Annotated in this window: 27 protein-coding genes; 18 read left to right on the top strand and 9 right to left on the bottom strand. The window is 70.9% G+C overall.

The genetic code is table 11. The features are described 5' to 3' along the window. Positions 1-29 precede the first annotated feature (29 nt). A complete protein-coding gene (locus J2Z30_RS45865) occupies positions 30-1,262 on the top strand; it encodes a hypothetical protein (protein ID WP_044574034.1) in 1,233 nt (410 codons plus the stop codon). A 230-nt stretch (positions 1,263-1,492) separates the two neighbouring features. Continuing rightward, positions 1,493-2,713, top strand: a complete 1,221-nt coding sequence (locus J2Z30_RS45860) for an amidohydrolase (RefSeq protein WP_044574037.1) — start codon at positions 1,493-1,495, stop codon at positions 2,711-2,713. A gap of 61 nt (positions 2,714-2,774) precedes the next feature. Here J2Z30_RS45860 and J2Z30_RS45855 read toward each other — a convergent pair whose 3' ends face one another. The 3 genes from J2Z30_RS45855 to J2Z30_RS45850 all read right to left on the bottom strand — a co-directional run bounded on the left by J2Z30_RS45855 (position 2,775) and on the right by J2Z30_RS45850 (position 4,098). Then, positions 2,775-3,263 carry a hypothetical protein gene (locus J2Z30_RS45855; RefSeq protein WP_052701521.1) on the bottom strand — a complete coding sequence of 163 codons (489 nt, stop codon included), beginning with the start codon at positions 3,261-3,263 and terminating at the stop codon, positions 2,775-2,777. A gap of 81 nt (positions 3,264-3,344) precedes the next feature. Continuing rightward, the gene (locus tag J2Z30_RS51215) at positions 3,345-3,473 is read right to left on the bottom strand and encodes a hypothetical protein (RefSeq protein ID WP_281062844.1); all 129 of its coding nucleotides are present in this window, start codon (positions 3,471-3,473) and stop codon (positions 3,345-3,347) included. Positions 3,474-3,873: 400 nt separating this feature from the next. Continuing rightward, positions 3,874-4,098 (bottom strand): hypothetical protein, encoded by a 225-nt coding sequence (locus J2Z30_RS45850; protein ID WP_044574044.1) that lies wholly within the window; start codon positions 4,096-4,098, stop codon positions 3,874-3,876. A 224-nt stretch (positions 4,099-4,322) separates the two neighbouring features. Between J2Z30_RS45850 and J2Z30_RS45845 the strand changes: the two genes are divergently transcribed. From J2Z30_RS45845 to J2Z30_RS45835, 3 genes are read left to right on the top strand one after another with little or no spacing between them, the layout of a single operon-like run. Further along, positions 4,323-4,580: a hypothetical protein gene (locus J2Z30_RS45845; protein ID WP_044574046.1), complete on the top strand. Its 258-nt coding sequence runs from the start codon at positions 4,323-4,325 to the stop codon at positions 4,578-4,580. After that, entirely contained in the window at positions 4,555-5,088 is a 534-nt protein-coding gene (locus J2Z30_RS45840; RefSeq protein ID WP_044574049.1) for a DUF6879 family protein, read from the top strand. Before J2Z30_RS45845 ends, J2Z30_RS45840 begins: the two co-directional genes overlap by 26 nt. Positions 5,089-5,110: 22 nt before the next feature. Further along, the gene (locus tag J2Z30_RS45835; RefSeq protein WP_044574052.1) at positions 5,111-5,962 is read left to right on the top strand and encodes a helix-turn-helix domain-containing protein; all 852 of its coding nucleotides are present in this window, start codon (positions 5,111-5,113) and stop codon (positions 5,960-5,962) included. Between the two features lie 54 nt (positions 5,963-6,016). Here J2Z30_RS45835 and J2Z30_RS45830 read toward each other — a convergent pair whose 3' ends face one another. Beyond that, positions 6,017-6,505: a hypothetical protein gene (locus J2Z30_RS45830; RefSeq protein ID WP_044574055.1), complete on the bottom strand. Its 489-nt coding sequence runs from the start codon at positions 6,503-6,505 to the stop codon at positions 6,017-6,019. Between the two features lie 13 nt (positions 6,506-6,518). After that, positions 6,519-7,973, bottom strand: a complete 1,455-nt coding sequence (locus J2Z30_RS45825; RefSeq protein ID WP_044574058.1) for a helix-turn-helix domain-containing protein — start codon at positions 7,971-7,973, stop codon at positions 6,519-6,521. 163 nt (positions 7,974-8,136) lie between these two features. On the opposite strand from J2Z30_RS45825, the gene J2Z30_RS45820 reads away from it, so the two are divergent. The 10 genes from J2Z30_RS45820 to bla all read left to right on the top strand — a co-directional run bounded on the left by J2Z30_RS45820 (position 8,137) and on the right by bla (position 18,497). Further along, positions 8,137-8,739 carry a hypothetical protein gene (locus tag J2Z30_RS45820; RefSeq protein WP_044574061.1) on the top strand — a complete coding sequence of 201 codons (603 nt, stop codon included), beginning with the start codon at positions 8,137-8,139 and terminating at the stop codon, positions 8,737-8,739. Then, positions 8,736-8,948: a hypothetical protein gene (locus tag J2Z30_RS45815; RefSeq protein WP_078956833.1), complete on the top strand. Its 213-nt coding sequence runs from the start codon at positions 8,736-8,738 to the stop codon at positions 8,946-8,948. The genes J2Z30_RS45820 and J2Z30_RS45815 overlap by 4 nt, the downstream gene beginning before the upstream one ends. A 114-nt stretch (positions 8,949-9,062) precedes the next feature. Next, positions 9,063-10,217: a methyltransferase domain-containing protein gene (locus J2Z30_RS45810; RefSeq protein ID WP_052701522.1), complete on the top strand. Its 1,155-nt coding sequence runs from the start codon at positions 9,063-9,065 to the stop codon at positions 10,215-10,217. A gap of 135 nt (positions 10,218-10,352) precedes the next feature. Next, a complete protein-coding gene (locus J2Z30_RS45805; RefSeq protein ID WP_044574067.1) occupies positions 10,353-11,387 on the top strand; it encodes a BMP family lipoprotein in 1,035 nt (344 codons plus the stop codon). Positions 11,388-11,525: 138 nt separating this feature from the next. Then, positions 11,526-13,226 carry an ABC transporter ATP-binding protein gene (locus J2Z30_RS45800; protein ID WP_078957366.1) on the top strand — a complete coding sequence of 567 codons (1,701 nt, stop codon included), beginning with the start codon at positions 11,526-11,528 and terminating at the stop codon, positions 13,224-13,226. Continuing rightward, positions 13,223-14,350 carry an ABC transporter permease gene (locus J2Z30_RS45795; protein ID WP_044574070.1) on the top strand — a complete coding sequence of 376 codons (1,128 nt, stop codon included), beginning with the start codon at positions 13,223-13,225 and terminating at the stop codon, positions 14,348-14,350. Before J2Z30_RS45800 ends, J2Z30_RS45795 begins: the two co-directional genes overlap by 4 nt. Beyond that, on the top strand, positions 14,347-15,642 hold the full coding sequence (locus J2Z30_RS45790) for an ABC transporter permease (RefSeq protein ID WP_044574073.1): 1,296 nt from the start codon (positions 14,347-14,349) through the stop codon (positions 15,640-15,642). Before J2Z30_RS45795 ends, J2Z30_RS45790 begins: the two co-directional genes overlap by 4 nt. Then, positions 15,639-16,061: a cytidine deaminase gene (locus J2Z30_RS45785; protein WP_044574076.1), complete on the top strand. Its 423-nt coding sequence runs from the start codon at positions 15,639-15,641 to the stop codon at positions 16,059-16,061. The genes J2Z30_RS45790 and J2Z30_RS45785 overlap by 4 nt, the downstream gene beginning before the upstream one ends. A gap of 108 nt (positions 16,062-16,169) precedes the next feature. Then, positions 16,170-17,453 carry a thymidine phosphorylase gene (locus J2Z30_RS45780; protein ID WP_044574080.1) on the top strand — a complete coding sequence of 428 codons (1,284 nt, stop codon included), beginning with the start codon at positions 16,170-16,172 and terminating at the stop codon, positions 17,451-17,453. Positions 17,454-17,597: 144 nt separating this feature from the next. Further along, the gene (bla, locus tag J2Z30_RS45775) at positions 17,598-18,497 is read left to right on the top strand and encodes a class A beta-lactamase (RefSeq protein ID WP_044574083.1); all 900 of its coding nucleotides are present in this window, start codon (positions 17,598-17,600) and stop codon (positions 18,495-18,497) included. Between the two features lie 54 nt (positions 18,498-18,551). On the opposite strand, the gene J2Z30_RS45770 is transcribed toward bla, so the two are convergent. Beyond that, positions 18,552-19,505 (bottom strand): LysR family transcriptional regulator, encoded by a 954-nt coding sequence (locus tag J2Z30_RS45770; RefSeq protein ID WP_052701524.1) that lies wholly within the window; start codon positions 19,503-19,505, stop codon positions 18,552-18,554. A gap of 92 nt (positions 19,506-19,597) precedes the next feature. Between J2Z30_RS45770 and J2Z30_RS45765 the strand changes: the two genes are divergently transcribed. After that, positions 19,598-20,899, top strand: a complete 1,302-nt coding sequence (locus tag J2Z30_RS45765) for an MFS transporter (protein WP_044574088.1) — start codon at positions 19,598-19,600, stop codon at positions 20,897-20,899. A gap of 662 nt (positions 20,900-21,561) precedes the next feature. Here J2Z30_RS45765 and J2Z30_RS45760 read toward each other — a convergent pair. Further along, positions 21,562-22,326, bottom strand: coding sequence for an alpha/beta hydrolase (locus tag J2Z30_RS45760; RefSeq protein ID WP_044574093.1), 765 nt, complete (start codon positions 22,324-22,326; stop codon positions 21,562-21,564). Between the two features lie 103 nt (positions 22,327-22,429). Between J2Z30_RS45760 and J2Z30_RS45755 the strand changes: the two genes are divergently transcribed. Then, complete coding sequence (locus J2Z30_RS45755) at positions 22,430-23,596, top strand: adenosine deaminase (protein ID WP_044574096.1); 1,167 nt, start codon at positions 22,430-22,432, stop codon at positions 23,594-23,596. Between the two features lie 124 nt (positions 23,597-23,720). After that, positions 23,721-23,972: a hypothetical protein gene (locus tag J2Z30_RS45750; protein WP_044574099.1), complete on the top strand. Its 252-nt coding sequence runs from the start codon at positions 23,721-23,723 to the stop codon at positions 23,970-23,972. 110 nt (positions 23,973-24,082) lie between these two features. Here the strand turns inward: J2Z30_RS45750 and J2Z30_RS45745 are convergent, their stop codons facing one another. Together J2Z30_RS45745 and J2Z30_RS45740 are read right to left on the bottom strand one after the other, a co-directional pair. Next, entirely contained in the window at positions 24,083-24,286 is a 204-nt protein-coding gene (locus J2Z30_RS45745; protein ID WP_020870700.1) for a PspC domain-containing protein, read from the bottom strand. Positions 24,287-24,346: 60 nt separating this feature from the next. After that, positions 24,347-24,922, bottom strand: a complete 576-nt coding sequence (locus tag J2Z30_RS45740; protein ID WP_044574102.1) for a VanZ family protein — start codon at positions 24,920-24,922, stop codon at positions 24,347-24,349. Positions 24,923-24,961 lie beyond the last annotated feature (39 nt).

Raw genomic sequence — 24,961 nt, 5'->3', positions numbered from 1 at the left:
GCTTCCGGGCCCTGCCTTTGGACGGTGCGATGGTCTCCGCTGCCCCCCTTGCCTCTCCGGCCACGCTTGCCTTCGTAGAGAGCCCGGTTCAGCTGCTGAACGTGCTGGAGTGGGCGTACGCCGACGCCCGGCGCGCCACGGGCCCCGAGGCCACGGCCGCGGGCCCCGAGGGCACGGCGCCCCAGGACCTCACCGTGGTGGTGCTCTCCCCGCACGATCCGATGACCCGCGGCCAGCTGCGCCGGATGACCGAGCTGGCGCGCGACGAGGGCTTCGCCGTGCGCTGGGAGGACGCGCGCGGCGGGGCCGGTGCGCCGATCAAGACCATCGGCGGGCTGCGCGGACCGCTGCGCCGGGCCGGGCGGATCGTGATAGGCGATCCGTTCTCCCGCTATGTCCAGCTGCTGCTGACCCTCACCCGGGCCAAGGACCTGGTCGTGGTGGACGACGGCACGGCCACCATGGAGTTCATCTCCCAGCTGGCCAAGGGCGAGCCCCTGGTGCGCTGGCACCGGCGCGGCAGCAAGGGGCCGCGCGACATGGTCTTCGCGCCGGTCTCCGCCACCGCGCGCCGCCGGCTCACCCCGGGTACGAAGCGCCGGGTCGAGGTCTTCAGCTCGATGCCGGTGGAGCCGCCCGCCGGGGTCACCATCACCGCGAACGACTTCGCCTGGACCCGCGCCCGGTTCGGCCCGCCCCGGCTCACCGGGGGCACCGACCTGGTGGGCACGTCCCTGGTCGAGACGGGCGTGGTGGACCTGGAGCGCTATCTGGAGGCGGTCGGCTCGCTGGCCCGCGCCCATGGCGCCACCCGCTACTTCGCCCACCGCCGGGAGAGCGCCGAGAAGCTGCACCGGGTCTCGGCCGAGGTGGGCCTTGAGATCGTACGGCCCGATCTGCCGCTCGAGCTGATAGCCCGCCGCGGCCCCATCGGCCACACGATCGTGAGCTTCCCCTCGACCGTGGTGCACACCCTGCCGCTCGCGCTCGTGGGCACCGGCGTCCAGGTCGCGGTCTGCGATGTGGACCCCGCCTGGCTGACCAGGGACGCCTCCCCGCGCGCCCAGGGCTTCCTGTCCGGGGTCACCGGGACGGCGCGCGATGTGCGCCGACTGGGCTCGGGGCCGCAGCCGGAGTCACCCCCGCCGAAAGACGCGGCCCCGCCCAGAGACGCGGTCCCGCCCAGAGACGCGGTCCCGCAGCGGGACGCGGCCCCGCCGACGAGCCCGGGACCGCCCGCGGCACCGGTCGCGGCGTCCTGAGACCGGGCGCGCGGCGTCCTGAGGCGTCTCAGGTTCTGAGCTCGTCGCCCGTACGGCCGTGTGGCACATCTCACCCGCGGCCGACCGGGAAAAACCGCTGTTATACCCCCTGACTAGGAGGATCATGCAGCGGGCCGGGTACTTTTGCGTACCCGAACAGATTGAAATTTTGTTGATCGACATTCGGTGGACCCACCTGGCGTTCTACGCTTCTTCAGGTGAAGCAATTGATGTCCCTCGATGCGACCGATGTCACACCCGCCGACGCGCCCGCGCTGCCCGGCACGCTCCCCGACGAGCTGCGTGCCGAACTCATCGCCTTCCGGCGCGACTTGCATATGCACCCCGAGCTCGGCAACTGCGAGTTCCGCACCACCGCCGCGATCAAGGCGCGGCTGGAGCAGGCGGGACTCGAGCCTCGGGTGCTGCCCTCCGGCACCGGTCTCATCTGTGACATCGGCCCGCGCGGCAGCTTTTCGCCGGAGCTGCCCCTGCTGGCGCTGCGCGCGGACATCGACGGACTGCCCATCCCCGACACCAAGACGGTCGACTACCGCTCGACCGTCGCCGACCGTGCCCACGCCTGCGGCCACGATGTGCACACCACCGTGGTCCTCGGCGCCGGTCTGGTCCTGGCCGAGCTGGCCCGCGAGGGACGGCTGGCGCGCCCGGTGCGGCTGCTGTTCCAGCCCGCCGAGGAGGTGCTGCCCGGCGGCGCGGCCGACGCGATCGAGGCGGGCGTGCTGGACGGCGTCGGCCGGATCCTGGCACTGCACTGCGACCCGAAGGTCGAGGTCGGCCGGATCGGGCTGCGGGTCGGGCCGATCACCTCGGCCTGCGACCGGCTGGAGGTCTCCCTGGACGGGCCGGGCGGCCACACCGCACGCCCCCATCTGACCACCGACCTGGTGACCGCCGTCGGCAAGGTGATCACCGAGGTGCCCGCGCTGCTGGCCCGCCGGGTGGACGCCCGCTCGGGTCTGGCCGTCACCTGGGGCCGGGTGGAGTCGGGCCACGCCTGCAATGTGATCCCGCAGCACGCCGAGCTGTCCGCCACGGTCCGCTGCCTGGACCTGCCCTCCTGGCGGGAGGCGCCCGACCTGGTCCATGCCGCAGTGGACGAGATCGCCACCCTGCACCGCGCCAAGTCGGAGATCAACTACATCCGCGGCGTCCCGCCGGTGGTCAACGAGGCGAGCTCCGCCGAACTGCTGCGGGACGCGATGATCGCCCGCCGGGGCGCGGACGCGGTGGAGGGCACCGAGCAGTCCCTCGGCGGCGAGGACTTCTCCTGGTACCTGGAGCGGGTGCCCGGCGCGATGGCCCGCCTCGGCGTCCGCAAGGCCGGCGACACCACCCGGCGCGACCTCCACGCGGGCGACTTCGACGTGGACGAGGGCGCGATCGCGGTGGGCGTGGAACTGTTCACGGCCGCGGCCCTGCTCGCCTGAGCTTGGAGCACGGTATGCGGCCGGGTGGTATGCGCCCGCCCGGCGGCGCACCGAGAAGGCGTCAGCCCATCGGGCACGGGATCGTCGGGCGGATGCGGTTCGCGCTGCAGGCGATGACTTGGACCGAGGCGAATCCGGTGCCACGGAGATACCAGCCGCCTACGACGTCCCCGCCCCAGCCGAGCCGGTCATCCGCTGCCGCGAACCGCTCGGCCTGCCGGGAGGAGTCGTTGTCGTGGTCGGTGAGGAAGGACCGGCTTAAGTCGCCGACCTGGTCTCTGTACCAGGCGGCGGCTTTGTCGGGTGCCTCGAACGTGGCCTTGATCATTCTGGCCGGACGGAGCAGCCAGTGCGGTACCTCCAGCGGGGGCACGTCGCTTGCCATGAAGGCGGGGCTGGCCGCCGCGATCCGCGTCCACTCCTGGGGCGGGATGTCCGCTACGACGAGGTGCGGTGGCCGCCGGGCGGACTCGTCGTCGTAGGTGCGGCGCTCTCCGGTCCAGCGGTAGCAGTGCCAGTGGCTGGGCATGGGCGGGGGCGGAACGGTCATCCGGAGTACCTCCTGCGCGGTGGGTGGCGGCCCGCGCTTCCGGAGCGCGGGTCGCCGTTTGCCCCGGGCGCCGTACGTCGGCTAGTTGGCGTACTGGCGGCCGTCGTCCGAGTCGCCGGGTGTCCGGCCGCTCGGTGACGGGGCGTCGGTGTCCGGCATGGTGTCGCCGTCCTCGGGGTCCTGACGGACGACGACGTGCTGTAATCGCATGGGGCCTCCGGTGAGTTCACTCGCGCAGGGGTGTCCCCGCGCGATGGCGCGGTGCTCGTCCCGGCCACTGGCCTGCAAGCGGGAGCTCGGGGCGAGCCTTGCTGGACGGGACTCCGGCCCGCGGTCTCGGCCGGAGTCCCTTCACCTCTGCCTTGTCGGTGGCCGTGCCTGGCTGTATCGACCGGCAGGGGGTCTTGGAGGGCGGGCCGTCGGCGCCGTCGTCCGGTACGGGGCCCGGAACATCAGCAGCCCACCCCGGTTTATGGGGCCTGAGTACTCCCGAAGCAGCGGCGGACTCCGAGCACCAGCAGTGCGGGGACCGCGCGGAGCGGCATGTGCATCCGGGCGGCATGCAAGACGAGCGGTGCTGCCCGCGCGGCAGAAGGCTGGCGATGGTGCCTCATGCGCTGCCTCCCGACCGGGTCTGGCGCACGGCCTCCTCGTAGGTGCGTAGCAGCCGCCCGCCCTCCGAGCAGACGGCGCCGGGCGTCCGGCAGGCCAGGCAGCCTGCGGCGTGCTCCAGGACCGTGCGCCACTCCTCGCGGAGCTGGAGGCCCGCCTCGCACGGGGCAGTGGTGTTCTCGTCGTCGTGGACGATGACCTTCTGGGCGGTGGAAGTGGCCATGCTGGCGCTCCTCGTGGCGTTGGCCGCGCCCCGGGAGGCTCCGCCGCCTCGCCGGGGTTTGGGCGTACCCGGCGACACTAGGAGTGAGATGCGCAGTACAGCCAGCGATGTGCATGGATGTGCGTGCAAGGTTCCACCGTGCTACAAGGCTTATTCGTGTCCTTGACGAGGCCACACCACCGGAGGAAATTGGTGCACATCTGCGCACGACACGGGAGACGACCATGCCCTTACAGTTCATCGGGATCGACCCCGACACCGGCAAGAACGGATCACCCACGGCCTGGGTGGACCAGGAGACTGCGGACATCGTGATCCTGGGCTACACCGCCGATGACGCCACCCGCACCCAGTGCGTTCAGACGCCGGCGCCGGGGCACGCCCCTGGTATTCCCGAGCACGAAACGGTCATCCGTATCCCGGCCCGTCTGGTCCCGGTCCTGAGGGAGGCTTGCGATGCCGCAGAACGTGCCCAGCTTTGACGAACTGTTCCAGGCTGCGCAGCACTCCGCAGTACACCTCGAGATGCGCGACCAATACGCCGTCGGCGACGAAGCCGACGACTTCAATACCTGGCTGGCCACCGGGCGCCGGGACGTCGACCCGACCTCCGAGTACTGGGCGCCGTGGACCGACATGATCTCCCGCGCCGTCGCACGTGGCCTCGTCGTGCGCCGGGCCCGGATCGTGTCAGAGCCGGTCACCGACTACATCCGCTACGAACATGCTGGCGCTGTCGTGAACGTCGCCGCAGGCGAGCAGGTGCGGTGGCTTCCCCGCCGACAGGCCGTCGACCTGATGCTTCCGGGCGCAGACCTGTGGCTCTTCGACGGGACGCAGGTTCTGTTCAACCACTTCAGCGGAGACGGCAATTGGGCCGACCCGGACATGGAGTTGCGGACCGAGCCAGTCATCGTCAAGCAGTGCTCGGACGCGTTCGAAGCGGTGTGGGATCGCGCGATCCCACACGACCAGTACGAGATCCACTAACAGGGAGCACCACGGTCAGTTCATGTCCATCTCACCGTCATCCTCAGCCCAAGCCGCCCGCGAGAACGTGGCGCGCCAGCTGCGCGACCTGAGGAGAAATGCCGGACTGACGGTTACTGAGCTGGCCTCCCGGTGCGGCTGGCACCACGCCAAGACATCCAGGATCGAGAACGCCCGCACCCCGCCCTCACCGACGGATATTCGCCTGTGGTGCCGCGAGGTAGACGCTTCCGACCAGGTCGTGGACCTGATCGCGGCGTCGCAGCACGCCGAGTCCCTCTACCGGGAGTGGCGGCGCCGTGTCCGGACCGGCTTGGCCAAGCTCCAGGACAGCTACACACAGCTGTACCGGTCGACGAAACTGCTGCGCGTCTATTCGCCAGTCCTGGTCCCCGGCCTGTTGCAGACGGAGGGCTACGCGAGGGCGCTGCTGTCGATGAATGCCCGGTTCCTTGAGGTCCCCGACGACGGGGCGGAGGCTGCGGCGGCCCGCCTTGAGCGGTCGCAGGTCATCCACGAGCCGGGACACCGTTATGTGTTTCTCATCGAGGAGGCCGTGCTCTATTACCAGCTCGGCAACGCGGAAGCGATGGCTGCCCAACTGGGCTACTTGCTGACTGCGGGGGCCCTGCCGCAGGTGTCGTTCGGCATCATCCCGGCCGGAACGCGCGAGCGAGTTCTGTGGCCGCAGGAGACATTCGACGTGCACGACGACACGCTGGTGTCCGTCGAGTTGCTCTCCGCCGAAGTGAACGTCACTCAGCCGTCAGAGATCGCTATGTACGGGAAGGCGTTCGAGCAACTGCGCGGCATGGCCGTGTACGGGGCCAAGGCGCGGGCATTGATCCTGAAGGCCATCGAAGCCCTGCACTGACTATGAGCGCGACGGGCTCCCGTCCGGCCCGCGTGCCGGGCCGGGGGGCTTTCGTCATGCCCGGCGGGACGCCCCGTCCGGCCAGACGACATCCACAGGGATGTCTGCCTCGCGCGCCTGGTGCACCACGTCCGCCGTCCCGCCGCCCTTGCCCGTGGGCGGCCGGCCGTTCCACACGGCCACCAGCCGATCGGCACGCTCCAACAGCACGGCGTTCGCCGCTTCGTACGCTTGACGGTTTGCCGTGGCATGAGGCATCACCAGCACTTCGTCCGCCGCCTCTACCAGCCGGTCGAAAGTTTCGGCATGCTCTGGCTTCACCTTCGCCTGCCGGTAGTCCTCTGAAGGGATCACCACGGCCAGGCGCCCGCCTGCGGCCAGGACCGCGTCCGCGAAGAGGCTGTCGCTGCCTTTCGCGATGCACGACACTCCTACCAGGCCGGAGGGCTCATAGGCGGCAAGGATCTTGTCCAGCTCTCCCCGCACCAGCGGCATCGACGCGTCGGTGATGTCCATGTGCCCCGTCACAGCGATCGTCGTCATCGCGCCTTCCTCATCATGCGGTCAGCAGGCTCCGGATGCTACCGCGCACGTCAGCCACGGCCCGGGGTACGCCGTCTCCCACTGTGTAGGGGTACAGCTGTGCCAGCTGTACGCGCACGCGACCGGAGCGAAGGCTGGACGCGGCGTCGACAGCGCGTTGCGCGTAGTCGGCCGCGCTCTGCGTGTCGCCCAGAAGGAAGGCGCATTCGGCCAGGCCGATCCAGTCGAGGGCGTAGCCGCGGCCGGCTTCCGGGCCCCGCTGTTCCAGGGCGGTACGGATATGGTCGGCAGCCTGGTCCGCGTAGGCACGGGGCTGGGAGCGAGCCATCTCCAGGAGTCTGCCTCCGGTGACTCCGGCAAGCTCGGCTTCGTTGAAGTAGCCGATCCAGTACGACTCGGTTTCGTTCCGGTCAATGGAGCCGAGCGCGTCGGCGGCCTGTGCGGTTGCGCGGCGGAAACCTGACGGGCGATCCATGCTGGCCAGTGCCCACGCCTCGCGGGTGTGGAGCATCGCCCGCAGCCTGGAACCAGCAGTGCGGCGCACGCCGTCCTGGGCCAGGCGCACCAGTTCCAAGGCGTCGTGTGGCCGGTCTTGGTACAGCATCTGCCGGGCCATGCCCGCCAGCACGTTTGCGCCGAAGAGGGAGTTGCCACCGGCGTGAGCCGCTCGGAGTGCCAGCCGATAGTAGTCCTGGGCACGGCGCTGCTGGCCTATGTCCCATGACATGGAGGCCGCTGTGCCTGCGAGTTCGGCCATGACGGTGTAGAGACGCCGTTCGACCGCCGGGGCCTGGTGCTCGTCGAGGGCGGCAGCCACCTCAGCGAGCTGCCCTACGACGGCCTTTCTGCAGAGGCCGCTTCCACCGGCGCGGCCCCACTGGCGGAAGGCGCGCGCGGTGGTTTCCAGCTCGTCCACTTCGCGAGTGCCCAGGCGGCCGGGGCGACGTGGTCGGCCGTCGGCTGCGGCGGGTGTGCGCCACCCGTCGAGAGTGTCGAGAAGCGGCGCACCGGTGACGATGCCCGCGAGGGAGCGCGTCACGGCTCGGCGGTCCATCAGGTCGCTCCTGGTGAGGTTGGCGGCCAAGTCGACGGTGGCGTCTGGCCGCCACGGTACGGCGTCGGTATCTGCTTGCTCTGGGTGGGCGCGGGCTGTCTGTAATTCTTGGGGCGCGGAGTCTGCGCTTTCCCATGGCCGGGGCGCGAGGCCGACGAGCTGTCCGGGGATGTGTAGCCCGTCCGCGATCCGGCGGATGACCTCTATGGAAGTGACCCGACTGGATCCGTTCATGATCGTGGAGACCTTGCCTGGGGTGAGCCGACAGGCTGCGGCGATTCGGTTTTGTGACAGTCCGCCCCATTTTTTGATCAGGGTGAACGCGGCGGCGAAGTCGTGCTCTTCCAGGGCTCGGCGCAGGTCGTCTCTGTCGAGGACGTCCGGGGCGAGCGGGCCGGGGGTGGTGGCGTTCATAGGCGGTCCAACTCCGGTTGATCGTAAGCGCACCGATGCTGTGTACCGAACCAAGAACGAGCGTATTACCGCCTCGGTAACACCTGCCGGATATTCCGTGATCGCTGTCACGCCACCAATCTCGATGTGTGCCAACCCTTCTCCGATAATGTCGGGAGAAACCATGAAGTCGAACGACGCCTGTCGCTTGCCGTGGATGCCACCGCCCGCCGTGGATGTCGAGGCGTTACCCGCAGGCAAATGGTGGGACTCCGTGCGGGCCGCGCCCCTCGTCGGCGAGCGCGCCCTGGAACTGCTCGGTGACGACACCGGCGCCGTCATCCAGGACAAGTACGGGACTCTCTACTGGTTCATCGAGGTGGGTTCCGCTGAGAGCTGGCGCCTGCGGCAGGTCCGCGTCCTCACCGAGCTGACCGACGAGCGCACCTACCTCGGCGTGCCGCCCACCTCCAGGACGGAGGGCCCCGGCACCCACTGGCGCGTGCCGCTCTCGGCAGATCACTACCTCACCGACGCCTTCAAGCTGTGGGAAGCGCTGGCCGAGGCCGACCGCGCCGAGCTGGGCCCGGTCCCGCAGGGCCGCCGGACCTGCTATCGCTGCGAACTCCCCACCGACGAACCGGTCATCGTCGACGTCCAGCACGGCGGCAGCGGAGCCGGACGCACCATCTACGCCTGCCCGCGCCATACCGGGACCTACCAGCGCGATGCCGTCGCCGAGGCCGCCGCAAGGCGCCGCGCGCTCGACCAGGGCAGGACTCGATGACGGCCGCCGAGCAAACCAAGGATCCGTTCGCCGACGAGGCGTGGCGCGCCGCCATCGAGCACGCCGCGGGCTGCCTCGCCTGCCGGACACCCGGTGCCGGGTGTGAGACCGGGGAGCGGCTGCTCCGTGCCTATGAGGAGGCTGCGCGGCAGGCCCGGCCGGAATGCGCCTCCAACGCAGACGCCCAAGCACCCGCACCCAGGAGGTAGAACTATGACCGCCGAGAACAAGTACAACGGCGATCCCGCCCCGATCAAGCCATGGACGCCCCCGCCACCGCCCCCGCCGGACGGCACACTGCCCCCGAGGGAGAAGTGAGGGCCATGCCCGAGGACTGGCGACCGCGTCACGCGGCGTTGCTGGAAGTTCTCGCCGCCTCCGGCGAGCTGCCGGACGCCTGGCGTCCGGCCTTCGACGCCGTTCCACGCCACCACTTCATCCCCGGTGACATCTGGGAGCAGCGGGCCACATGCGTTTCCGTCACGACGGACGTGGCCTGGTGGGACCTCGTCTACCGGGATGTGCCGATCGTGACGCAGGTGGACGACGGGCAGCGTGACGGTCCGGGTATCGCGACCTCGTCCAACTCCATGCCCACGATGGTGGCCCGCATGCTCACCGCGCTCGAGGTCGCCGACGGGCAGCGGGTGTTGGAGATCGGCACCGGCAGCGGCTGGAACGCCGCGCTGCTCGCCGCGCGTCTGGGGAGCCAGAACGTCACCACCGTCGAGGTCGACCCCGTGCTGGCGGAGAAGGCCGCGAAGGTCATCGAGGAGGCCGGGTACAGCCCCGACGTCGTATGGGGCGACGGCGCACGGGGGTGGGAGTCCGGGGCGCCGTACGACCGGATCATCGCGACCTGTTCGGTGCGCCGCATCCCGTACGCATGGGTACGGCAGACCAAGCCGGGCGGGCTCATCCTCGCCCCGCTGGCGGGGGACATCTGGTCCGGGGCTCTGGTGCGGCTCGACGTGGGCGGTGACGGGGTGGCCTCCGGCCGGTTCGTCGGCGGTGCCCGGTTCATGCCGATGCGCTCGGAGCGCCCTGGCCCGGACCTCCCGGTGGACAGCGGAACCGGTCGGCGCAGCAGCACCGGCGCGCTTCCCGCCGAGACCATGGCGGGCCTCGGTTTCGCCCTCTACGCGGGCGCGAAACTGCCGGGTGTGGTCATGGCCGACGGAGCACCGGACGGCGGGTATCAGATCTGGCTCCACGATCGGAACGGGTCGGCGGCCACGGTCACCCGGCAGGAGGTGTGGCAGTACGGCCCACGGCGGCTGTGGGACGAGGCCACCGCCGTGCACAAGGCGTACGTGAACGACGGCAGCCCGGACCCCGGCGACTTCGGGCTGACCGTGTCCCCCGGCGGACAGCGGCTCTGGCTCCGCTCACCTGACACGCCCCTCGCCCGCTGGGCACATACAGGGACGTACCCGGGCGTAATCGCGGCCGTTTTACCCGGCTGGAACGTTGTGTAGACCTGGCGGACACGAGAGGTTCGCGACGATCCGATAACGGCTTCCTAAGGGGCCTTTATCTGGCATCTACGCGCGTTACGATGCGCCGGAGCCAGCGCCGCAAGGGGCGCTTCGAGATCATCAGAGGGGACCCTCGTGCGCCGGGTATCCACGATAGCTGTCGCGGGCATTGCCACCGCGGCTCTCGCATTTTCCGTCACCGCGTGTGGCAGCAGTTCCGAAGAGGGAAGCAAGGACGCCGGTATCGGTCTGGCTTACGACGTGGGCGGCCGTGGGGACCACTCCTTCAACGACTCCGCCGCCAAGGGCTATGACAAGGCACTGAAGGACTTCGACGTCAAGGGCAAGGAGCTGACGGCGAAGGACGGCGACACGGACGCCGATCGCTACGACAAGCTGGCGAGCCTCGCCGAGGCGGGCTACAACCCCGTCGTGGGCGTCGGCTACGCGTGGACCCCCTCGCTCACCAAGGCCGCCAAGAAGTACAAGGACACCGACTTCGCCATCGTCGACTCGGTCGTCGACGCCAAGAACGTGGCCAGCCTGGTCTCCGCCGAGCACGAGGGCTCCTACCTCGCCGGCGTCGCAGCGGGGCTGAAGACCAAGTCCGACAAGGTCGGCTTCATCGGCGGCACCGACAGCGCGCTGATCAAGAAGTTCGCGGGCGGCTTCCAGCAGGGCCTGAAGGACACCAACCCCAAGGCATCCCTGGACGTCCAGTGGGTGCAGGTCGGTTCGCCCAAGGGCTTCGGCATGCCGGACCGCGGCAAGGACATCGCCGAGGGCATGCTCTCCAACAAGGTCGACGTGATCTTCTCCGCGGCCGGCGGCTCCGGCGCGGGCGCCATCGAGGCGACCGCCGGTAAGAAGGGCACCTGGTCGATCGGCGTCGACGGCGACCAGTACTACGACAAGGGCCTGGCCCAGTACAAGAAGGCGATCCTGACCTCCATGGTCAAGACCGTGGACGGTTCGGTCTACGACTTCATCAAGAGCGTCGTGAAGGACAAGAAGCCCGAGAGCGGCGTCCAGAGCTACGACCTCAAGCGCGGCGGCGTCTCCCTCTCCTACTCCGGCGGCTTCATCAACGACATCAAGCCGAAGATCGAGGCGGCCAAGAAGAAGATCATCGACGGTCAGATCAAGGTCCAGGACACCTACAAGGACTGACCCCTTCGCGCCACGGACCCGCACGGCACCCCCGGGCACCCGCCCCGGGTCCGCCCGGGTCCGCCCGGGTCCGTGGCGTACCCCGGCCGGTCCGGCCCCCGGCCAGCCCCACCCCCCTCCGCCCCTCAGGAGTGCGCCATCAAAGCCGCCAGCCCACCCAAGGGCGCTCCCGCCGGTGCCGTCACGGACGTCGCCGTAGAACTCCGCGGAATCACCAAGCGGTTCCCCGGAGTCGTCGCCAACCACGACATCGACATCACCGTGCGCCGCGGTACCGTGCACGCCCTCGTGGGCGAGAACGGCGCGGGCAAGTCGACCCTGATGAAGATCCTCTACGGGATGCAGCGCCCGGACGAGGGCACCATCGCGATCGACGGCGAGACGGTGGAACTGCACTCCCCGGCGGACGCCATATCCCGCGGCGTGGGCATGGTGCACCAGCACTTCATGCTCGCCGACAACTTCACCGTGCTGGAGAACGTGGTCCTCGGCGCCGAGAAGCTGCACGGCATCGCCGGCAGGGCGCGGGCCCGGATCAAGGAGATCTCCGACGCCTACGGGCTGGGCGTCCGCCCCGACGTCCTCGTCGAGGACCTGGGCGTGGCGGACCGTCAGCGGGTGGAGATCCTCAAGGTCCTCTACCGGGGCGCCCGGACGCTGATCCTCGACGAGCCGACCGCCGTGCTCGTCCCGCAGGAGGTCGACGCGCTCTTCGACAACCTCCGCGAGCTCAAGTCCGAGGGCCTGACGGTGCTGTTCATCTCGCACAAGCTGGGCGAGGTGCTGTCCGTGGCCGATGACATCACCGTCATCCGGCGCGGCACCACGGTCGCCTCCGTCGTGCCGTCCGAGACCAACCCCCGGCAGCTGGCCGAGCTGATGGTCGGCAGCGAGCTGCCCTCGCCCGAGACCCGCGAATCCACCGTCACCGACACCGACCTGCTCGTCGTGGACGCGCTGCGGCTGACCGCCACCGATGTGGACGGGGTGGAGCGGGCCGTGCTCGACGACATCGACTTCGCCATCCGCAAGGGCGAAGTCCTCGGCATCGCCGGTGTGGAGGGCAACGGCCAGGCCGAACTGGTCGAGGCCATCATGGGCATGCGCGACCCCGACGCCGGCACCATCACCCTCGACGGCGCCGACATCTCCCACGCGCCCACCCGCAAGCGGCGCGAGGACGGCATCGGCTACATCCCCGAGGACCGCCACCGGCACGGACTGCTGCTGGAGGCGCCGCTGTGGGAGAACCGCATCCTCGGCCATGTCACCGAGGAGCCCAACAGCAGGGCCGGGCTGCTCAACCCGGCCGCCGCCCGGCGCGACACCGAGCGGATCGTCGCCGAGTACGACGTGCGTACGCCGGGGATCGAGGTCACCGCGGCCTCGCTGTCCGGGGGCAACCAGCAGAAGCTGATCGTCGGCCGGGAGATGAGCCACCACCCCAAGCTGCTGATCGCCGCGCACCCCACCCGGGGTGTGGACGTGGGCGCCCAGGCGCAGATCTGGGACCAGATCCGCGCCGCGCGCCGGGACGGCCTGGCCGTGCTGCTGATCTCGGCCGACCTGGACGAGCTGATCGGCCTGTCCGACACCTTGCGGGTGATGTACCGCGGCCGGCTGGTCGCCGACGCCGACCCCGCCACGATCACCCCGGAGGAGCTGGGCTCGGCCATGACCGGCGCCGCCTCCGGCCATCTGGAGGGCCCGGCGGACGACGGGACCGGGGCCGCGACAGGGACCGGGGCCGGGGCCGCGACAGGGACCGGGGCCGCGACAGGGGCCGCGACAGGGGCCGGGACCGAGGCCGGAACCGCGACCGGGGGAGAGGGCCGATGAAGAAGCTGGACAAGGAGCGGGTACTGCTCGCGGTCGCGGCCCCGGTGCTGGCGCTCGCCGCCGCGTTCGTGGTGACCGCGCTGGTGCTGCTGGCGACCGGCAAGGAGCCGTTCAACGCCTTCGGCATCATGTTCGACTACGGCGTGAAGGCCGACAGCCAGGTCTACATCCTCAACAAGGCGACCACGTACTACCTGGCGGGGCTCGCGGTGGCCATCGGCTTCCGGATGAACCTCTTCAACATCGGCGTCGACGGCCAGTACCGGCTCGCCGCCTTCTTCGCCGCCGTCGTCGGCGGGGCGCTGAAGCTCCCCGGGCTGGTGCAGATCCCGCTGATCCTGCTGGTCGGCATGCTCGTCGGCGCCATGTGGGCGTCCATCGCCGGTCTGCTGAAGGTCTACCGGGGCGTCAGCGAGGTGATCAGCACCATCATGCTGAACTCCCTCTCGGGCATCGTCATCAGCTATCTGCTGGTGGACGGGCGGCTGGCCGATCTCGACAAGCAGACCAACATCGTGGCCACCGACCCACTGCCGTCCTCCAGCCACTTCTTCACCATCCCGGCGGGCGGCGACCTCGACCCCATCTGGGGCTTCATCGTGGTCGCGGCGCTCGCGGGCGCCGGCTTCTGGTTCCTGCTCGGGCGCACCCGGTTCGGCTTCGACCTGCGCGCGGTGGGCCGCTCCGAGTCCGCCGCCCAGGCCAGCGGCGTCAACGTCAAGCGCATGGTGCTCACCAGCATGCTGCTCTCGGGCGCGATGGCCGGTCTGATCGGCATGCCGACCCTGCTCAACGACACCCACCAGTTCACCTCCGACTTCCCCACCGGCATCGGCTTCACCGGTATCGCCATCGCGCTGCTCGGCCGCAACAACCCGGTCGGCATCGGCCTGGCCGCCGTGTTGTGGGGCTTCCTCGAGCGCGGCGCCAACCGCCTGGAGTTCGAGGACTACGACAAGGAGATCGTCGGTGTGATGCAGGGCGTGATCGTCCTGTGCGTCGTCATCGCGTACGAACTGGTGCGCCGCTACGGGCTCAAGCGCCAGCAGCAGAGGGTGGGCGCGGAGCTCGCCGCCCAGGCCAAGGCCGACAAGGGTACGGACAAGCAGGAGGTGCCGGCATGAGTGCCACGGTGACCACCACCAAGAGCACGAGCACGCCGGGCAAGGGGAACGGGCCCGCCTCCCGGATGTCCCTGGGCAAGGTGCTGCTGATCGTCGCCGGGGCGCTGATCGCGCTGTCGGTGCTGCGGGCGCTCGTCGACGCCGCCCAGCAGGCGGACTTCGACCGCGTCACCTCCGCCGGGCAGATCGGCGCCGCGCTCTCCATGGCCGTGCCCATCGGCCTCGCGGGCCTCGGCGGGCTGTGGTCCGAGCGGGCCGGTGTGGTCAACATCGGCCTCGAGGGCATGATGATCCTCGGCACCTTCTTCGGCGCCTGGGCCGGCTACCAGACCAACCCCTGGGTGGGGGTGCTCGCGGGCGTCCTCGGCGGCGCGCTCGGCGGACTGGTCCACGCGGTGGCCACCGTCACCTTCGGAGTGGACCACATCATCTCCGGTGTGGCGATGAACATCCTCGCCCTCGGCGCCACCACCTATCTGGCCAAGCGCTGGTTCGAGCCGCTGGCCGACATCGGCGGCTCCCCGAAGAACTCCCCGCAGGTCGATCCCATCCAGACGTTCACCGTCCCCGGACTGTCCGACTGGCTCGCCGACCTGGAGAACCACCACTGGTTCCTGGTCTCGGACGTCGCGGGCATCCTCGGCGGCCTGGTCACCGACATCTCGGCGCTGACCGTCGTCTCCGTCCTGCTGGTCGTGGGCAGCTTCTTCGCCCTGTGGCGTACCTCGTTCGGACTGCGGCTGCGGTCCTGCGGTGAGAACCCGACGGCGGCCGAGTCCCTCGGCGTCAACGTCTACCTCTACAAGTACGCGGCCGTGGTGATCTCCGGCGGCCTCGCCGGGCTCGGCGGCGTCTTCCTCGCCCTCGTCCGCTCGCACATCTACAACGAGGGCCAGACCGGCGGCCGCGGCTACATCGGCCTCGCCGCCATGCTCTTCGGCAACTGGCGGCCGGGCGGGCTCGCGATGGGCGCCGGTCTCTTCGGCTACTCCGACGCGCTCCAGCTGCGCAACGGCGGGGCGACCGTGCACGCCCTGCTGCTCCTGGTCGCGCTCGGCCTCGCCGCGCTGGCGGCCTGGCGGATTGTCCGCAAGAGTTATGTCGCGGGCGCGGTGTCCGGCGCCGCGGCCGTCGCGCTGCTGCTGTGGTACGCCCTGTCCGACACGGTCCCAGGCGGCCTGGTCAGCGCCACGCCGTACATCGTGACCCTGCTGGTCATGGGGCTCGCCTCACAGCGGCTGCGGATGCCCAAGGCGAACAACAGGCCCTACCGGAAGGGACAGGGCACATGACCACTACCGCCGCCGCGGCCCCCGACTGGGAGTCGCTGCGAGTACAGGCCCGGGACGCCATGTCCCGGGCCTACGCCCCCTACTCCGGCTTCCCGGTGGGCGCCGCCGCGCTCGTTGACGACGGCCGGACCGTCAGCGGCTGCAATGTGGAGAACGCCGCGTACGGCGTCGCGCTGTGCGCCGAATGCGGTCTGGTCTCCTCCCTCGTCGCCTCGGGCGGCGGCCGCCTCACTGCCTTCACCTGCTGCGACCGCGAGGGCACCGTGCTGATGCCCTGCGGCCGCTGCCGTCAGCTGCTCTGGGAGCACGGCGGCCCGGAGCTCCAGATGGACACCGCCACGGGCATCCGCCCGCTCGCCGAACTCCTTCCGGACGCCTTCGGCCCCGCCGACCTGCGCCGCGCCGCGACCCACGGCTGACGCCCGAGCCCCCTCGGCGTGCGCCGCCTCGGCCCGCGCCGCCTCGGCCCGCGCCCCCTCGGCCCGCCCGGTCGGCCCCCTGAACACGAAAGGCCCCGTACAGCCCCCATGGACGCCATCTCCGTCATCCGCGCCAAGCGCGACGGCACCCGCCTCACCGACGCCCAGATCGACTGGATCATCGACGCCTATACGCGCGGCGAGGTGGCGGACGAGCAGATGTCCGCGCTCGCGATGGCGATCTTCCTCAACGGCATGGACCGGGCCGAGATCGCCCGCTGGACCGCCGCGATGATCGCGTCCGGTGAGCGGATGGACTTCTCCTCCCTGCCGCGCCCGACCTCCGACAAGCACTCCACCGGCGGCGTCGGCGACAAGGTCACCCTGCCGCTCGCCCCCCTCGTGGCCGCCTGCGGAGCCGCCGTACCGCAGCTCTCCGGCCGGGGCCTGGGCCACACCGGCGGCACCCTGGACAAGCTGGAATCCATCCCCGGCTGGCGCGCCCAGCTGACCAATGGCGACATGCTGGCCGTCCTCCGCGACGTCGGCTCGGTGATCTGCGCGGCGGGCGAGGGGCTGGCCAGGGCCGACAAGAAGCTGTACGCGCTGCGCGATGTCACCGGCACGGTCGAGTCGATCCCGCTCATCGCCTCCTCGATCATGTCCAAGAAGATCGCCGAGGGCACCGGCTCCCTGGTCCTGGACGTCAAGGTGGGCTCCGGCGCCTTCATGAAGGACATCGGCTCCGCGCGTGAGCTGGCCACCACGATGGTCGGCCTCGGCAACGACCACGGCGTCCGTACGACCGCCCTGCTCACCGACATGTCCACTCCACTCGGCCTGACGGCGGGCAACGCCCTCGAGGTCCGCGAGTCCGTGGAGATCCTGGCGGGCGGTGGCCCGGCCGACGTCGTCGAGCTCACCCTGGCCCTGGCCCGCGAGATGCTGGACGCGGCAGGCCTGAAGGACGCCGACCCCACCAAGGCCCTCGCCGACGGCACCGCGATGGACCACTGGCGCCGCATGATCGCAGCCCAGGGCGGCGACCCGGACGCGCCGCTCCCGGTGGCCCGCGAACACCACGTCCTCCACGCCGAGTCGACCGGCGTCCTCAGCCGCCTGGACGCCTACGCGGTGGGCCTCGCCGCCTGGCGCCTGGGCGCGGGCCGCGCCCGCAAGGAGGACCCGGTACAGGCGGGCGCGGGCATAGAACTCCACGCCAAACCAGGCGACCACATCACCGCCGGCCAGCCCCTCCTCACCCTCCACACCGACACCCCGTCGGCCTTCCCCTACGCCCTGGAAGCCCTGGCCGACGCGATCGCCTACGCCCCGGCGAACACGGAATTCACCGCCACCCCGATCGTTCTGGACCGCATCGCCCAGGGGTAAGCCGCTTCGGCCGCATTCGGCCGCATTCGGCAGCAGGGCTGGAAGGGCGAGGCCGCGGACGGCGGAGAAGATCTAGGGAACGGGTCGCCCGACCCGGGCGTCTTTCGTTGCGAAACGATCAGCGCAACGAGAGGACGTCCCGCTGTGAAGACCATAGGCGCCAGTACATCCCGCCGTGCACTGCTCTCCTTCGGCGCCGGTACGGCACTCGCCGTACTGGTGCCGACCGGGGCACGGGCCGCGGCGGGGATTCCGGGGCGGATGCGGGAGCTGGAGCGGGAGTACGGGGCGCGGCTGGGGGTGTTCGCGCTCGACACCGGTACGGGGCGGGCCGTGGTGCACCGGGCCGATGAGCGGTTCCCGATCTGTTCGGTCTCCAAGACCCTCGCGGTCGGGGCCGTGCTCAGAGATCTGGACCGGGACGGGGAGTACCTCGCCCGGCGCATCCGCTACACCGAGGACGACGTCAAGACGGCCGGGCACATCCCGATCACCGGTACGCCCGAGAACATCGCGAACGGGCTGACCGTCGAGGAGCTCTGCGCCGCGGCCATCTCCTACAGCGACAACGGCGCCATGAACCTCCTGCTGCGCCAGCTCGGCGGCCCCACCGCGGTCACCCGGTTCTGCCGCTCCCTGGGGGACGGGATCACCCGGCTCGACCGCTGGGAGCCGGATCTGAACTCGGCCGAGCCGGGGCGGGTGACCGACACCACCACTCCGCGCGCCATCGGGCGGACCTACGCGGGGCTCGCCGTGGGCCGCGCGCTGGAGGCCGGGGACCGGAAGCGGCTGGCGGGCTGGCTGGTGGCGAACACCACGGGCGACGCGCGCATCCGGGCCGGTGTTCCGGGCGGCTGGACCGTGGGGGACAAGACCGGGACCGGCCGCTATGGCACCACCAACGACGTGGGCATCGCGTGGCCCCCGGACCGGGCGCCGATCGCGCTGGCCGTCCTCTCCACGCGGCCGGAGCAGGACGCCGAGGCCGTCGACCCCCTGATCGCGAAGGCCACCGCGCTGGCGGTCGAAGCGCTCGTCTGACCCCTGCGCCGGCGACTGGCCTACGTCAGCGACTGGCCTGCCTCGGCGACTGGCCTACGTCAGCAGCTGGCCCCGGCGGCTCAGCAGGAACTTCTTGAAGGCCGCCACCGGGGGTGTGTCCGGGTGGCCGTCCAGCCAGGCGACGCCGATCTCGCGGACGGCGCGTGGGGCGGTGACGGTCAGCTCGGCCACGCCGGGGCGGGGGACCGCCGGGGGTGGGAGGAGGGCCACGCCGAGGCCTGCGGCGACCAGGCCGCGGAGGGTCTCCGCCTCCTCACCCTCGAAGGCGACCCTCGGGGTGAAGCCCGCCTCGGCGCACAGCGCGTCCGTGATGCGCCGCAGTCCGTAGCCCGGTTCCAGGGTGACGAACAGCTCCGAGGCGGCCTCGGCGAGCCGGACCCGGCGGCGTCCGGCCAGCCGGTGGTCGTCGGGGACCACCAGCCGCAGCCGCTGTTCGTCCAGGCGGCGGGCGACCAGGTCGGGGGCGTCCGGCACCGGGGAGGTCAGACACAGGTCGAGGCCGCCCGCGCGCATTCGCTCGATCATTGCCTCGCCGTAGTTCTGGACCAGCTGGAAGCGCACCCGCGGATGGTCCACCCGGAAGCTCCGGATCAGGCCGGGCACGGTCTCGGTCCCCAGCGTGTGCAGGAAGCCGAACGAGACCCGGCCCGCCGCGGGGTCGGCGTCGGCCCGTACGGACTCGGCGGCGCGGTCGACCTCGGCGAGGGCCCGTTCGACCGAGCGCAGGAAGGTCCGTCCGGCCGGGGTGAGCGCCACCGTACGGCCCCGGCGGGCGAAGAGCGACACGCCCAGGTCCTCCTCCAGCCGGACCATCGCCCGGCTGAGCGTGGACTGGGGCACCCCCAACTCCTGTGCGGCACGCGTCACATGCTCATGGCGGGCGACGGCGGCGAACTGGGCGAGGCGCGGGGTGAGCGCGGCGGCCCAGGACTCCACCTCGACATCTGCTGTCACCGGAATGTCGTTTTCGTAACTGATGCGTGACACGGGCGGCCCTGACCTTTACTCATGCGGCTGTGGATTGATTATCGCCATTCCGTGCATTGGACGCATCAACCGTGGTTACGTACGGTCGAACCATGCCTCCTGCCGATACCAGGGCGTCCACCGGGAACCACCGCGTGGACGCCTCCGCTTCGCCGTCCTCGAACCAGAACCCCACCGAGTCCGAGCGGATGAGTCCGGGCCACCCCGGCTACCTCCGGATGCGGCTCGCCCTCTTCACCGCGGGGCTCGCCACCTTCGCCCTGCTCTACTCGACCCAGGCGCTGCTGCCCGCGATCTCCGACGATCTGCGGGTCCAGGCGGACCAGGCCAGCTGGAGCGTCTCCGCGGCCACCTTCGGCCTCGCGCTCGCGGTGGTGCCGCTGAGCGCGCTGTCCGAGCGGTTCGGCCGACGCGCCATGATGACCGTCTCGCTCACGGTCGCGGTCGTCCTCGCCCTGCTGGTGCCCTTCGCACCGGACCTGGGCTGGCTGATTGGGCTGCGCGCGGTCCAGGGCGCGGCGCTGGCCGGGATCCCGGCCTCCGCGATGGCGTATCTCTCGGAGGAAGTCCACCCGAAGGCGCTGATCGGCACGATCGGGCTGTTCGTGGCCGGTAACAGCGTCGGCGGGATGAGCGGCCGGATCGTCACCGGCTGGGTGGCGGACGCCTGGGGCTGGCGGGCCGCGCTCGCCGCGGTCGGCGTGATGGCGCTGCTGTGCGCGGTGTCCTTCCGGATGCTGCTGCCCAAGGCCCGGCACTTCGCCCCGGCCGAGGTGAGCCCGCGGGCGCTGGCCCGCACCCTCGCCGGACATCTCTCCGATCCGCTGCTGTGCAGGCTGTACGCGATCGGCGCGCTGTTCATGACGGTCTTCGGCGGGGTCTACACGGTCATCGGCTACCGCCTGGTGGCCGAGCCCTTCGGGCTCTCCCAGAGCCTGGTCGGCTCGATCTTCCTGATCTACCTGGTCGGCACGGTCTCCTCGGCCGCCACCGGCAAGCTCGTCGGCCGGCTCGGGCGGCGCGGCGCGCTGTACGTGGCGGTGTCCACGACCGCGGCCGGACTGCTGCTGTCCCTGCTGAACTCGATCCCGGCGGTGCTCGCCGGTCTGGTGCTGATCACCGCGGGCTTCTTCGCGGGCCACGCGGCGGCGTCCTCGGCGGTGAGCCGTACGGCCAAGACCGGACGCGCCCAGGCCGCGGCGCTCTACCAGGCGTCGTACTACATCGGCAGCAGCGTGGGCGGTGCGCTGGGCGCGTTCGCCTTCCACACGGCCGGGTGGGGCGGCACGGTCGCCATGGGCCTGGTGGCCGTAGGCGGCGCGGCGGCGATCACGGTGTACGCGACGCGGAAGGCGCGGGCCGAACGGCGCGGGCTGGTCGGCGTGCCGGCGTAGTGCCCCGACCTGCCGTCGGTCATCTGCGGCGCCGCCGTGGCTGGTCGCCCACGCGGCGGAGCCGCATATCGACACAGCCGCGGCGGAGCCGCACATCGATACAGCCCCGCGCCCCTTCGGGGCGCACCGCCTGAAGCCCGAAGGGGCCGCCCCGCCACTGTCCGGCGGGGCGGCCCCTTCGCCCGTGCGGGCCCGGTTCGTGGGGGCCTGCGCGGGCCTGCTCGGTCAGGTGCGGCTTTCGTCTCGCGCCTTCGGCGCATTTGAGCATGGGTCGGGGGTGCCGGGCCGGGCCCGCGTCGCCGGGTGCCGGGCCGGTGGGGGTGAGCGCCGGTGGCGGCGAAGGTGGCCCGGGGCCGATGCCGGACAGCGGAGGGGTACCCCCTAAAAGTCGCTTGATGAATTAGTTGCGTCAGATCAAGCGTTTTTTGGAGGGGTACCCGGAGGGAGGGTCCGGCGGGACCTCGGCCATCGAGCACGGAAGCCGCCCCGGCGCCCACACCCACCGGCCCGGCGCCCGGCAGCGAGGCCCGCGCCCCCCACACCCTGCCCCGCTGCTCAAAGGCGCCGAAGGCGCGAGACGGCGCCGCACCCGACAGCGAACCCGGCCCTCGACGCACCCCAGCCGCACAACCAAGACGCACCCCAGCCGCACAACCAAGCACTCAGCGGCCCAGGTTCGCCCCGAAGCCCGCCGCCAGCGGCATCCGCAGGCCCAGCGGCGGGGGAGCCGCCAGCGCGTCGGCCACCGGGCGGGAGAAGCCGGAGTGGAAGAGGGAGCCGAGGAGGAAGTCCGCGGCCAGCGCCTGCACCTCGGAGCGGTGCTGATGCAGCCCGTGCCCGTCGGTGTGCACCTCGAAGCGGCACACATCGCGGTTGGCCTTCTTCGCCCGTTCCGCCAGCCGGTAGGACAGATCGGGGTCGGTGCGCTCGTCGTTCGTGCCGTGGGCGATCAGCACCTGCCGGCCGACCAGCTGTTTCACCGGCTCGGGTTCGAGCACCTCGTCCGGCGCCGGAAGCCAGGGCGCCAGCGCCACCACCGAGGTGACGGCTTCGTGCCCGGCGGCGCGGAGAGCCGCGCGCCCGCCCATGCCGTGGCCCACGAGGCAGACCGGTACGTCGCCGTAGCGCCGCACCACCTCCTCCACGGCCCACGCCGTATCCGACGCGGCGTCGGCGGCCGCACCGTTCCAGCCCCGGCGCCGGTAGTGGACGACATGGGCGGCCAGCCCCTCCTCCCGGCCCGCCCGGACCAGCCGCCGGGCCAGCGGCAGAGTGGCGGCCACCGAGAGTCTGGACGGCCGTCTGGTGCCGCTGGGCTCCCCCTCGGGGAGCAGCAGCACCACACCATGTACGGTCGTTCGCGCGGCGGCCGCGCCCATCGGCCGCCCCAGCCGTGCGCCCCGCTCGGGCAACGCTTGCTGAGCCATGGCGACACGATCGCAGAAGGATTGGTGTACTCCACTACCCGTGCGGGTCACTGTTGGGTATCTATCCCGCACGTTCTACGCGCGTAGGGGCTACGCTGCCCAGATGACGAGCGAGCACACCCATGAGCCCACCCCCGAACAGATCCGCCGCGCGCCCAAGGTGCTGCTGCACGACCACCTCGACGGTGGGCTGCGCCCGGCCACCATCGTCGACCTCGCCAGGGAGACCGGGTACGACGCGCTCCCGGAGACCGAGCCCGACAAGCTGGGCATCTGGTTCCGCGAGGCGGCGGACTCCGGGTCGCTGGAGCGCTATCTGGAGACGTTCTCCCACACCGTCGGTGTGATGCAGACCCGCGACGCGCTCGTCAGGGTCGCCGCCGAATGCGCCGAGGACCTCGCCGAGGACGGTGTCGTCTACGCCGAGATCCGCTACGCCCCCGAGCAGCACCTGGAGGGCGGGCTGACCCTGGAGCAGGTCGTGGAGGCGGTCAACGAGGGCTTCCGCGAGGGTGAGCGCCGGGCCTGGGAGAACGGCCACCGCATCCGCGTCGGCGCGCTGCTGACCGCGATGCGCCACGCGGCCCGCGCCCTGGAGATCGCCGAACTCGCCAACCGCTACCGCGACCTGGGCGTGGTCGGCTTCGACATCGCGGGCGCCGAGGCCGGTTTCCCGCCCACCCGACACCTGGACGCCTTCGAGTATCTGAAGCGGGAGAACAACCACTTCACGATCCACGCGGGCGAGGCGTTCGGGCTGCCGTCCATCTGGCAGGCGCTCCAGTGGTGCGGCGCCGACCGGCTGGGCCACGGCGTCCGCATCATCGACGACATCGAGGTCGGCGACGACGGCTCCCTCTCCCTCGGCCGCCTCGCCTCGTACGTCCGCGACAAGCGCATCCCGCTGGAGCTGTGCCCGACCTCCAACCTCCAGACCGGCGCGGCCAGTTCCTATGCCGAGCACCCCATCGGACTGCTCCGCCGACTGCATTTCCGCGCCACCGTGAATACGGATAATCGTCTGATGAGCGGGACGAGCATGAGCGGAGAATTCCAGCATCTTGTATCAACGTTCCATTACACGCTTGACGACATGCAATGGTTCACGGTCAATGCGATGAAATCGGCCTTCATTCCTTTTGACGAACGTCTGGCGATGATCAATGACGTGATCAAGCCCGGATACGCCGAGTTGAAGTCCGAATGGCTGTTCCGCAATGTGGCCTCCGCGTCGGCTGTGACCAGGGATTCCGTGCCCGAGAGCGACTGAGCGGGCGCGTCCGGCACACGATCTGGGCGGAGCAGCGAAGGCCGTTTTCGGTGTTTGCGGGCAGCCGAAATCCATGGCTACGTTTCCGTATCGGTCAAGCCCCCGTCTCAAGGACAGATTTCTGATGAAGCAGGGAACCCTCAAGACTCTCGGTGTCATTGCCCTCGGTGCCGCCGCCGTCGTCGCCGGAGGCAGTGCCGCGTCCGCGGCGCCGGTCCCCGGTGGCTCCGCGGGCCGTGTCGCCGCCCCGGGGCAGCCAACCGCCGGCCAGCCCGCGGCGAAGCCCGCCGCCCCCCAGGCCAAGCCCGCCCAGGGCATGCTGGGGCAGCTCCCGCTGGGGAATCTGCCGACCGGCGGCCTCATCAAGCTGGGCTGAATCCCACCTGGGCACACCGCCGGGCCGCACATCCCGAAGGGGGTGTGCGGCCCGGCCATTTCCTTATGGGGTACCTATGCGGGGTTACGCCGTGGCGTCGGCGCGCCGGGTCACCACGCCTCGCGGTAGGCGTCCTCCGCCGGAAGCAGGACCCACAGCGCGAGATAGAGCAGGAACTGCGGCCCCGGCAGCAGACACGACACCACGAAGAGCACCCGCATCGTCGTCGGGGTGGTCCCGAAGCGCCGGGCGAGACCGGCGCAGACACCGGCAATCTTCTTGTCGTGGCGGGGGCGGACCAGCGGTGCGGCCATGATGGGCACTCCTCGTCGTCGGGTGGGCTCGGGAAGAGCTGGTTCCCGATGTCCTCAACGCTATGTCCGCGAGCTGGAGGAGACGTCGCTCCACGGTGCGATCCCGACCCTGGGAATCGTCGGGGTCGGGGCCTGGGCGCCGTCGTTCCGGGGGAGGGGGGCCACCCGGCCCCGGTCGGCCCGGCGGCGGAGCCACGCCCGTACGGCGGGGACCACCAGCACATGCGCGAGGGCGACCCCGACGGTGTTCAGCAGCACCGTGTCCACGTTCATGATCTGCCCGGTCACCTCGCTGCGCAGCAGCGCGAACCCCATGGCCGCCATCGCCCCCGTGAAGGCCGTACGGACCAGCGAGGCCAGCGGATACGCCTCCACCCGGCCAGCGGCCAGCGGCAGCAGCACCCCCAGCGGTGCGAGCAGCAGCAGCCCGCCCCCGATGGAACGGGCGGCCGACCAGGGGCTGAGCGCCAGATCGGCGCGGATGGTGGCCAGTGGTTCGAGGGTCGCCGCGGACACCCAGGGGACGTTCACCGGTCGCAGGGTCAGCCAGCAGACGAACGAGAGGTGTGCCACGAGAAGCACGAAGCCCGCGACGCGGTAGCGGAAGGCGGCCCTGCGGCCGAAAGGACCCTGCACGAAAATCAGGACGCCGCACGCGGGGGTCGCGGTTCCGCC

The sequence above is a fragment of the Streptomyces iranensis genome, from assembly GCF_017874715.1.
GTDB lineage: Bacteria > Actinomycetota > Actinomycetes > Streptomycetales > Streptomycetaceae > Streptomyces > Streptomyces iranensis.
The sequence above is the reverse complement of the archived record's forward strand: the minus strand, read 5'-3'. Positions and strand labels throughout refer to the sequence as shown.

What these genes read in the sequence shown, in the direction of transcription:
- J2Z30_RS45865 (WP_044574034.1), top strand. Translation starts at nt 30, where the DNA reads ATGGTCTCCGCTGCCCCCCTTGCCTCTCCGGCCACGCTTGCCTTCGTA.
- J2Z30_RS45860 (WP_044574037.1), top strand. Translation starts at nt 1,493, where the DNA reads ATGTCCCTCGATGCGACCGATGTCACACCCGCCGACGCGCCCGCGCTG.
- J2Z30_RS45855 (WP_052701521.1), bottom strand. Translation starts at nt 3,263, where the DNA reads ATGACCGTTCCGCCCCCGCCCATGCCCAGCCACTGGCACTGCTACCGC.
- J2Z30_RS51215 (WP_281062844.1), bottom strand. Translation starts at nt 3,473, where the DNA reads ATGCGATTACAGCACGTCGTCGTCCGTCAGGACCCCGAGGACGGCGAC.
- J2Z30_RS45850 (WP_044574044.1), bottom strand. Translation starts at nt 4,098, where the DNA reads ATGGCCACTTCCACCGCCCAGAAGGTCATCGTCCACGACGACGAGAAC.
- J2Z30_RS45845 (WP_044574046.1), top strand. Translation starts at nt 4,323, where the DNA reads ATGCCCTTACAGTTCATCGGGATCGACCCCGACACCGGCAAGAACGGA.
- J2Z30_RS45840 (WP_044574049.1), top strand. Translation starts at nt 4,555, where the DNA reads ATGCCGCAGAACGTGCCCAGCTTTGACGAACTGTTCCAGGCTGCGCAG.
- J2Z30_RS45835 (WP_044574052.1), top strand. Translation starts at nt 5,111, where the DNA reads ATGTCCATCTCACCGTCATCCTCAGCCCAAGCCGCCCGCGAGAACGTG.
- J2Z30_RS45830 (WP_044574055.1), bottom strand. Translation starts at nt 6,505, where the DNA reads ATGACGACGATCGCTGTGACGGGGCACATGGACATCACCGACGCGTCG.
- J2Z30_RS45825 (WP_044574058.1), bottom strand. Translation starts at nt 7,973, where the DNA reads ATGAACGCCACCACCCCCGGCCCGCTCGCCCCGGACGTCCTCGACAGA.
- J2Z30_RS45820 (WP_044574061.1), top strand. Translation starts at nt 8,137, where the DNA reads ATGAAGTCGAACGACGCCTGTCGCTTGCCGTGGATGCCACCGCCCGCC.
- J2Z30_RS45815 (WP_078956833.1), top strand. Translation starts at nt 8,736, where the DNA reads ATGACGGCCGCCGAGCAAACCAAGGATCCGTTCGCCGACGAGGCGTGG.
- J2Z30_RS45810 (WP_052701522.1), top strand. Translation starts at nt 9,063, where the DNA reads ATGCCCGAGGACTGGCGACCGCGTCACGCGGCGTTGCTGGAAGTTCTC.
- J2Z30_RS45795 (WP_044574070.1), top strand. Translation starts at nt 13,223, where the DNA reads ATGAAGAAGCTGGACAAGGAGCGGGTACTGCTCGCGGTCGCGGCCCCG.
- J2Z30_RS45790 (WP_044574073.1), top strand. Translation starts at nt 14,347, where the DNA reads ATGAGTGCCACGGTGACCACCACCAAGAGCACGAGCACGCCGGGCAAG.
- J2Z30_RS45785 (WP_044574076.1), top strand. Translation starts at nt 15,639, where the DNA reads ATGACCACTACCGCCGCCGCGGCCCCCGACTGGGAGTCGCTGCGAGTA.
- J2Z30_RS45780 (WP_044574080.1), top strand. Translation starts at nt 16,170, where the DNA reads ATGGACGCCATCTCCGTCATCCGCGCCAAGCGCGACGGCACCCGCCTC.
- J2Z30_RS45765 (WP_044574088.1), top strand. Translation starts at nt 19,598, where the DNA reads ATGCCTCCTGCCGATACCAGGGCGTCCACCGGGAACCACCGCGTGGAC.
- J2Z30_RS45760 (WP_044574093.1), bottom strand. Translation starts at nt 22,326, where the DNA reads ATGGCTCAGCAAGCGTTGCCCGAGCGGGGCGCACGGCTGGGGCGGCCG.
- J2Z30_RS45755 (WP_044574096.1), top strand. Translation starts at nt 22,430, where the DNA reads ATGACGAGCGAGCACACCCATGAGCCCACCCCCGAACAGATCCGCCGC.
- J2Z30_RS45750 (WP_044574099.1), top strand. Translation starts at nt 23,721, where the DNA reads ATGAAGCAGGGAACCCTCAAGACTCTCGGTGTCATTGCCCTCGGTGCC.
- J2Z30_RS45745 (WP_020870700.1), bottom strand. Translation starts at nt 24,286, where the DNA reads ATGGCCGCACCGCTGGTCCGCCCCCGCCACGACAAGAAGATTGCCGGT.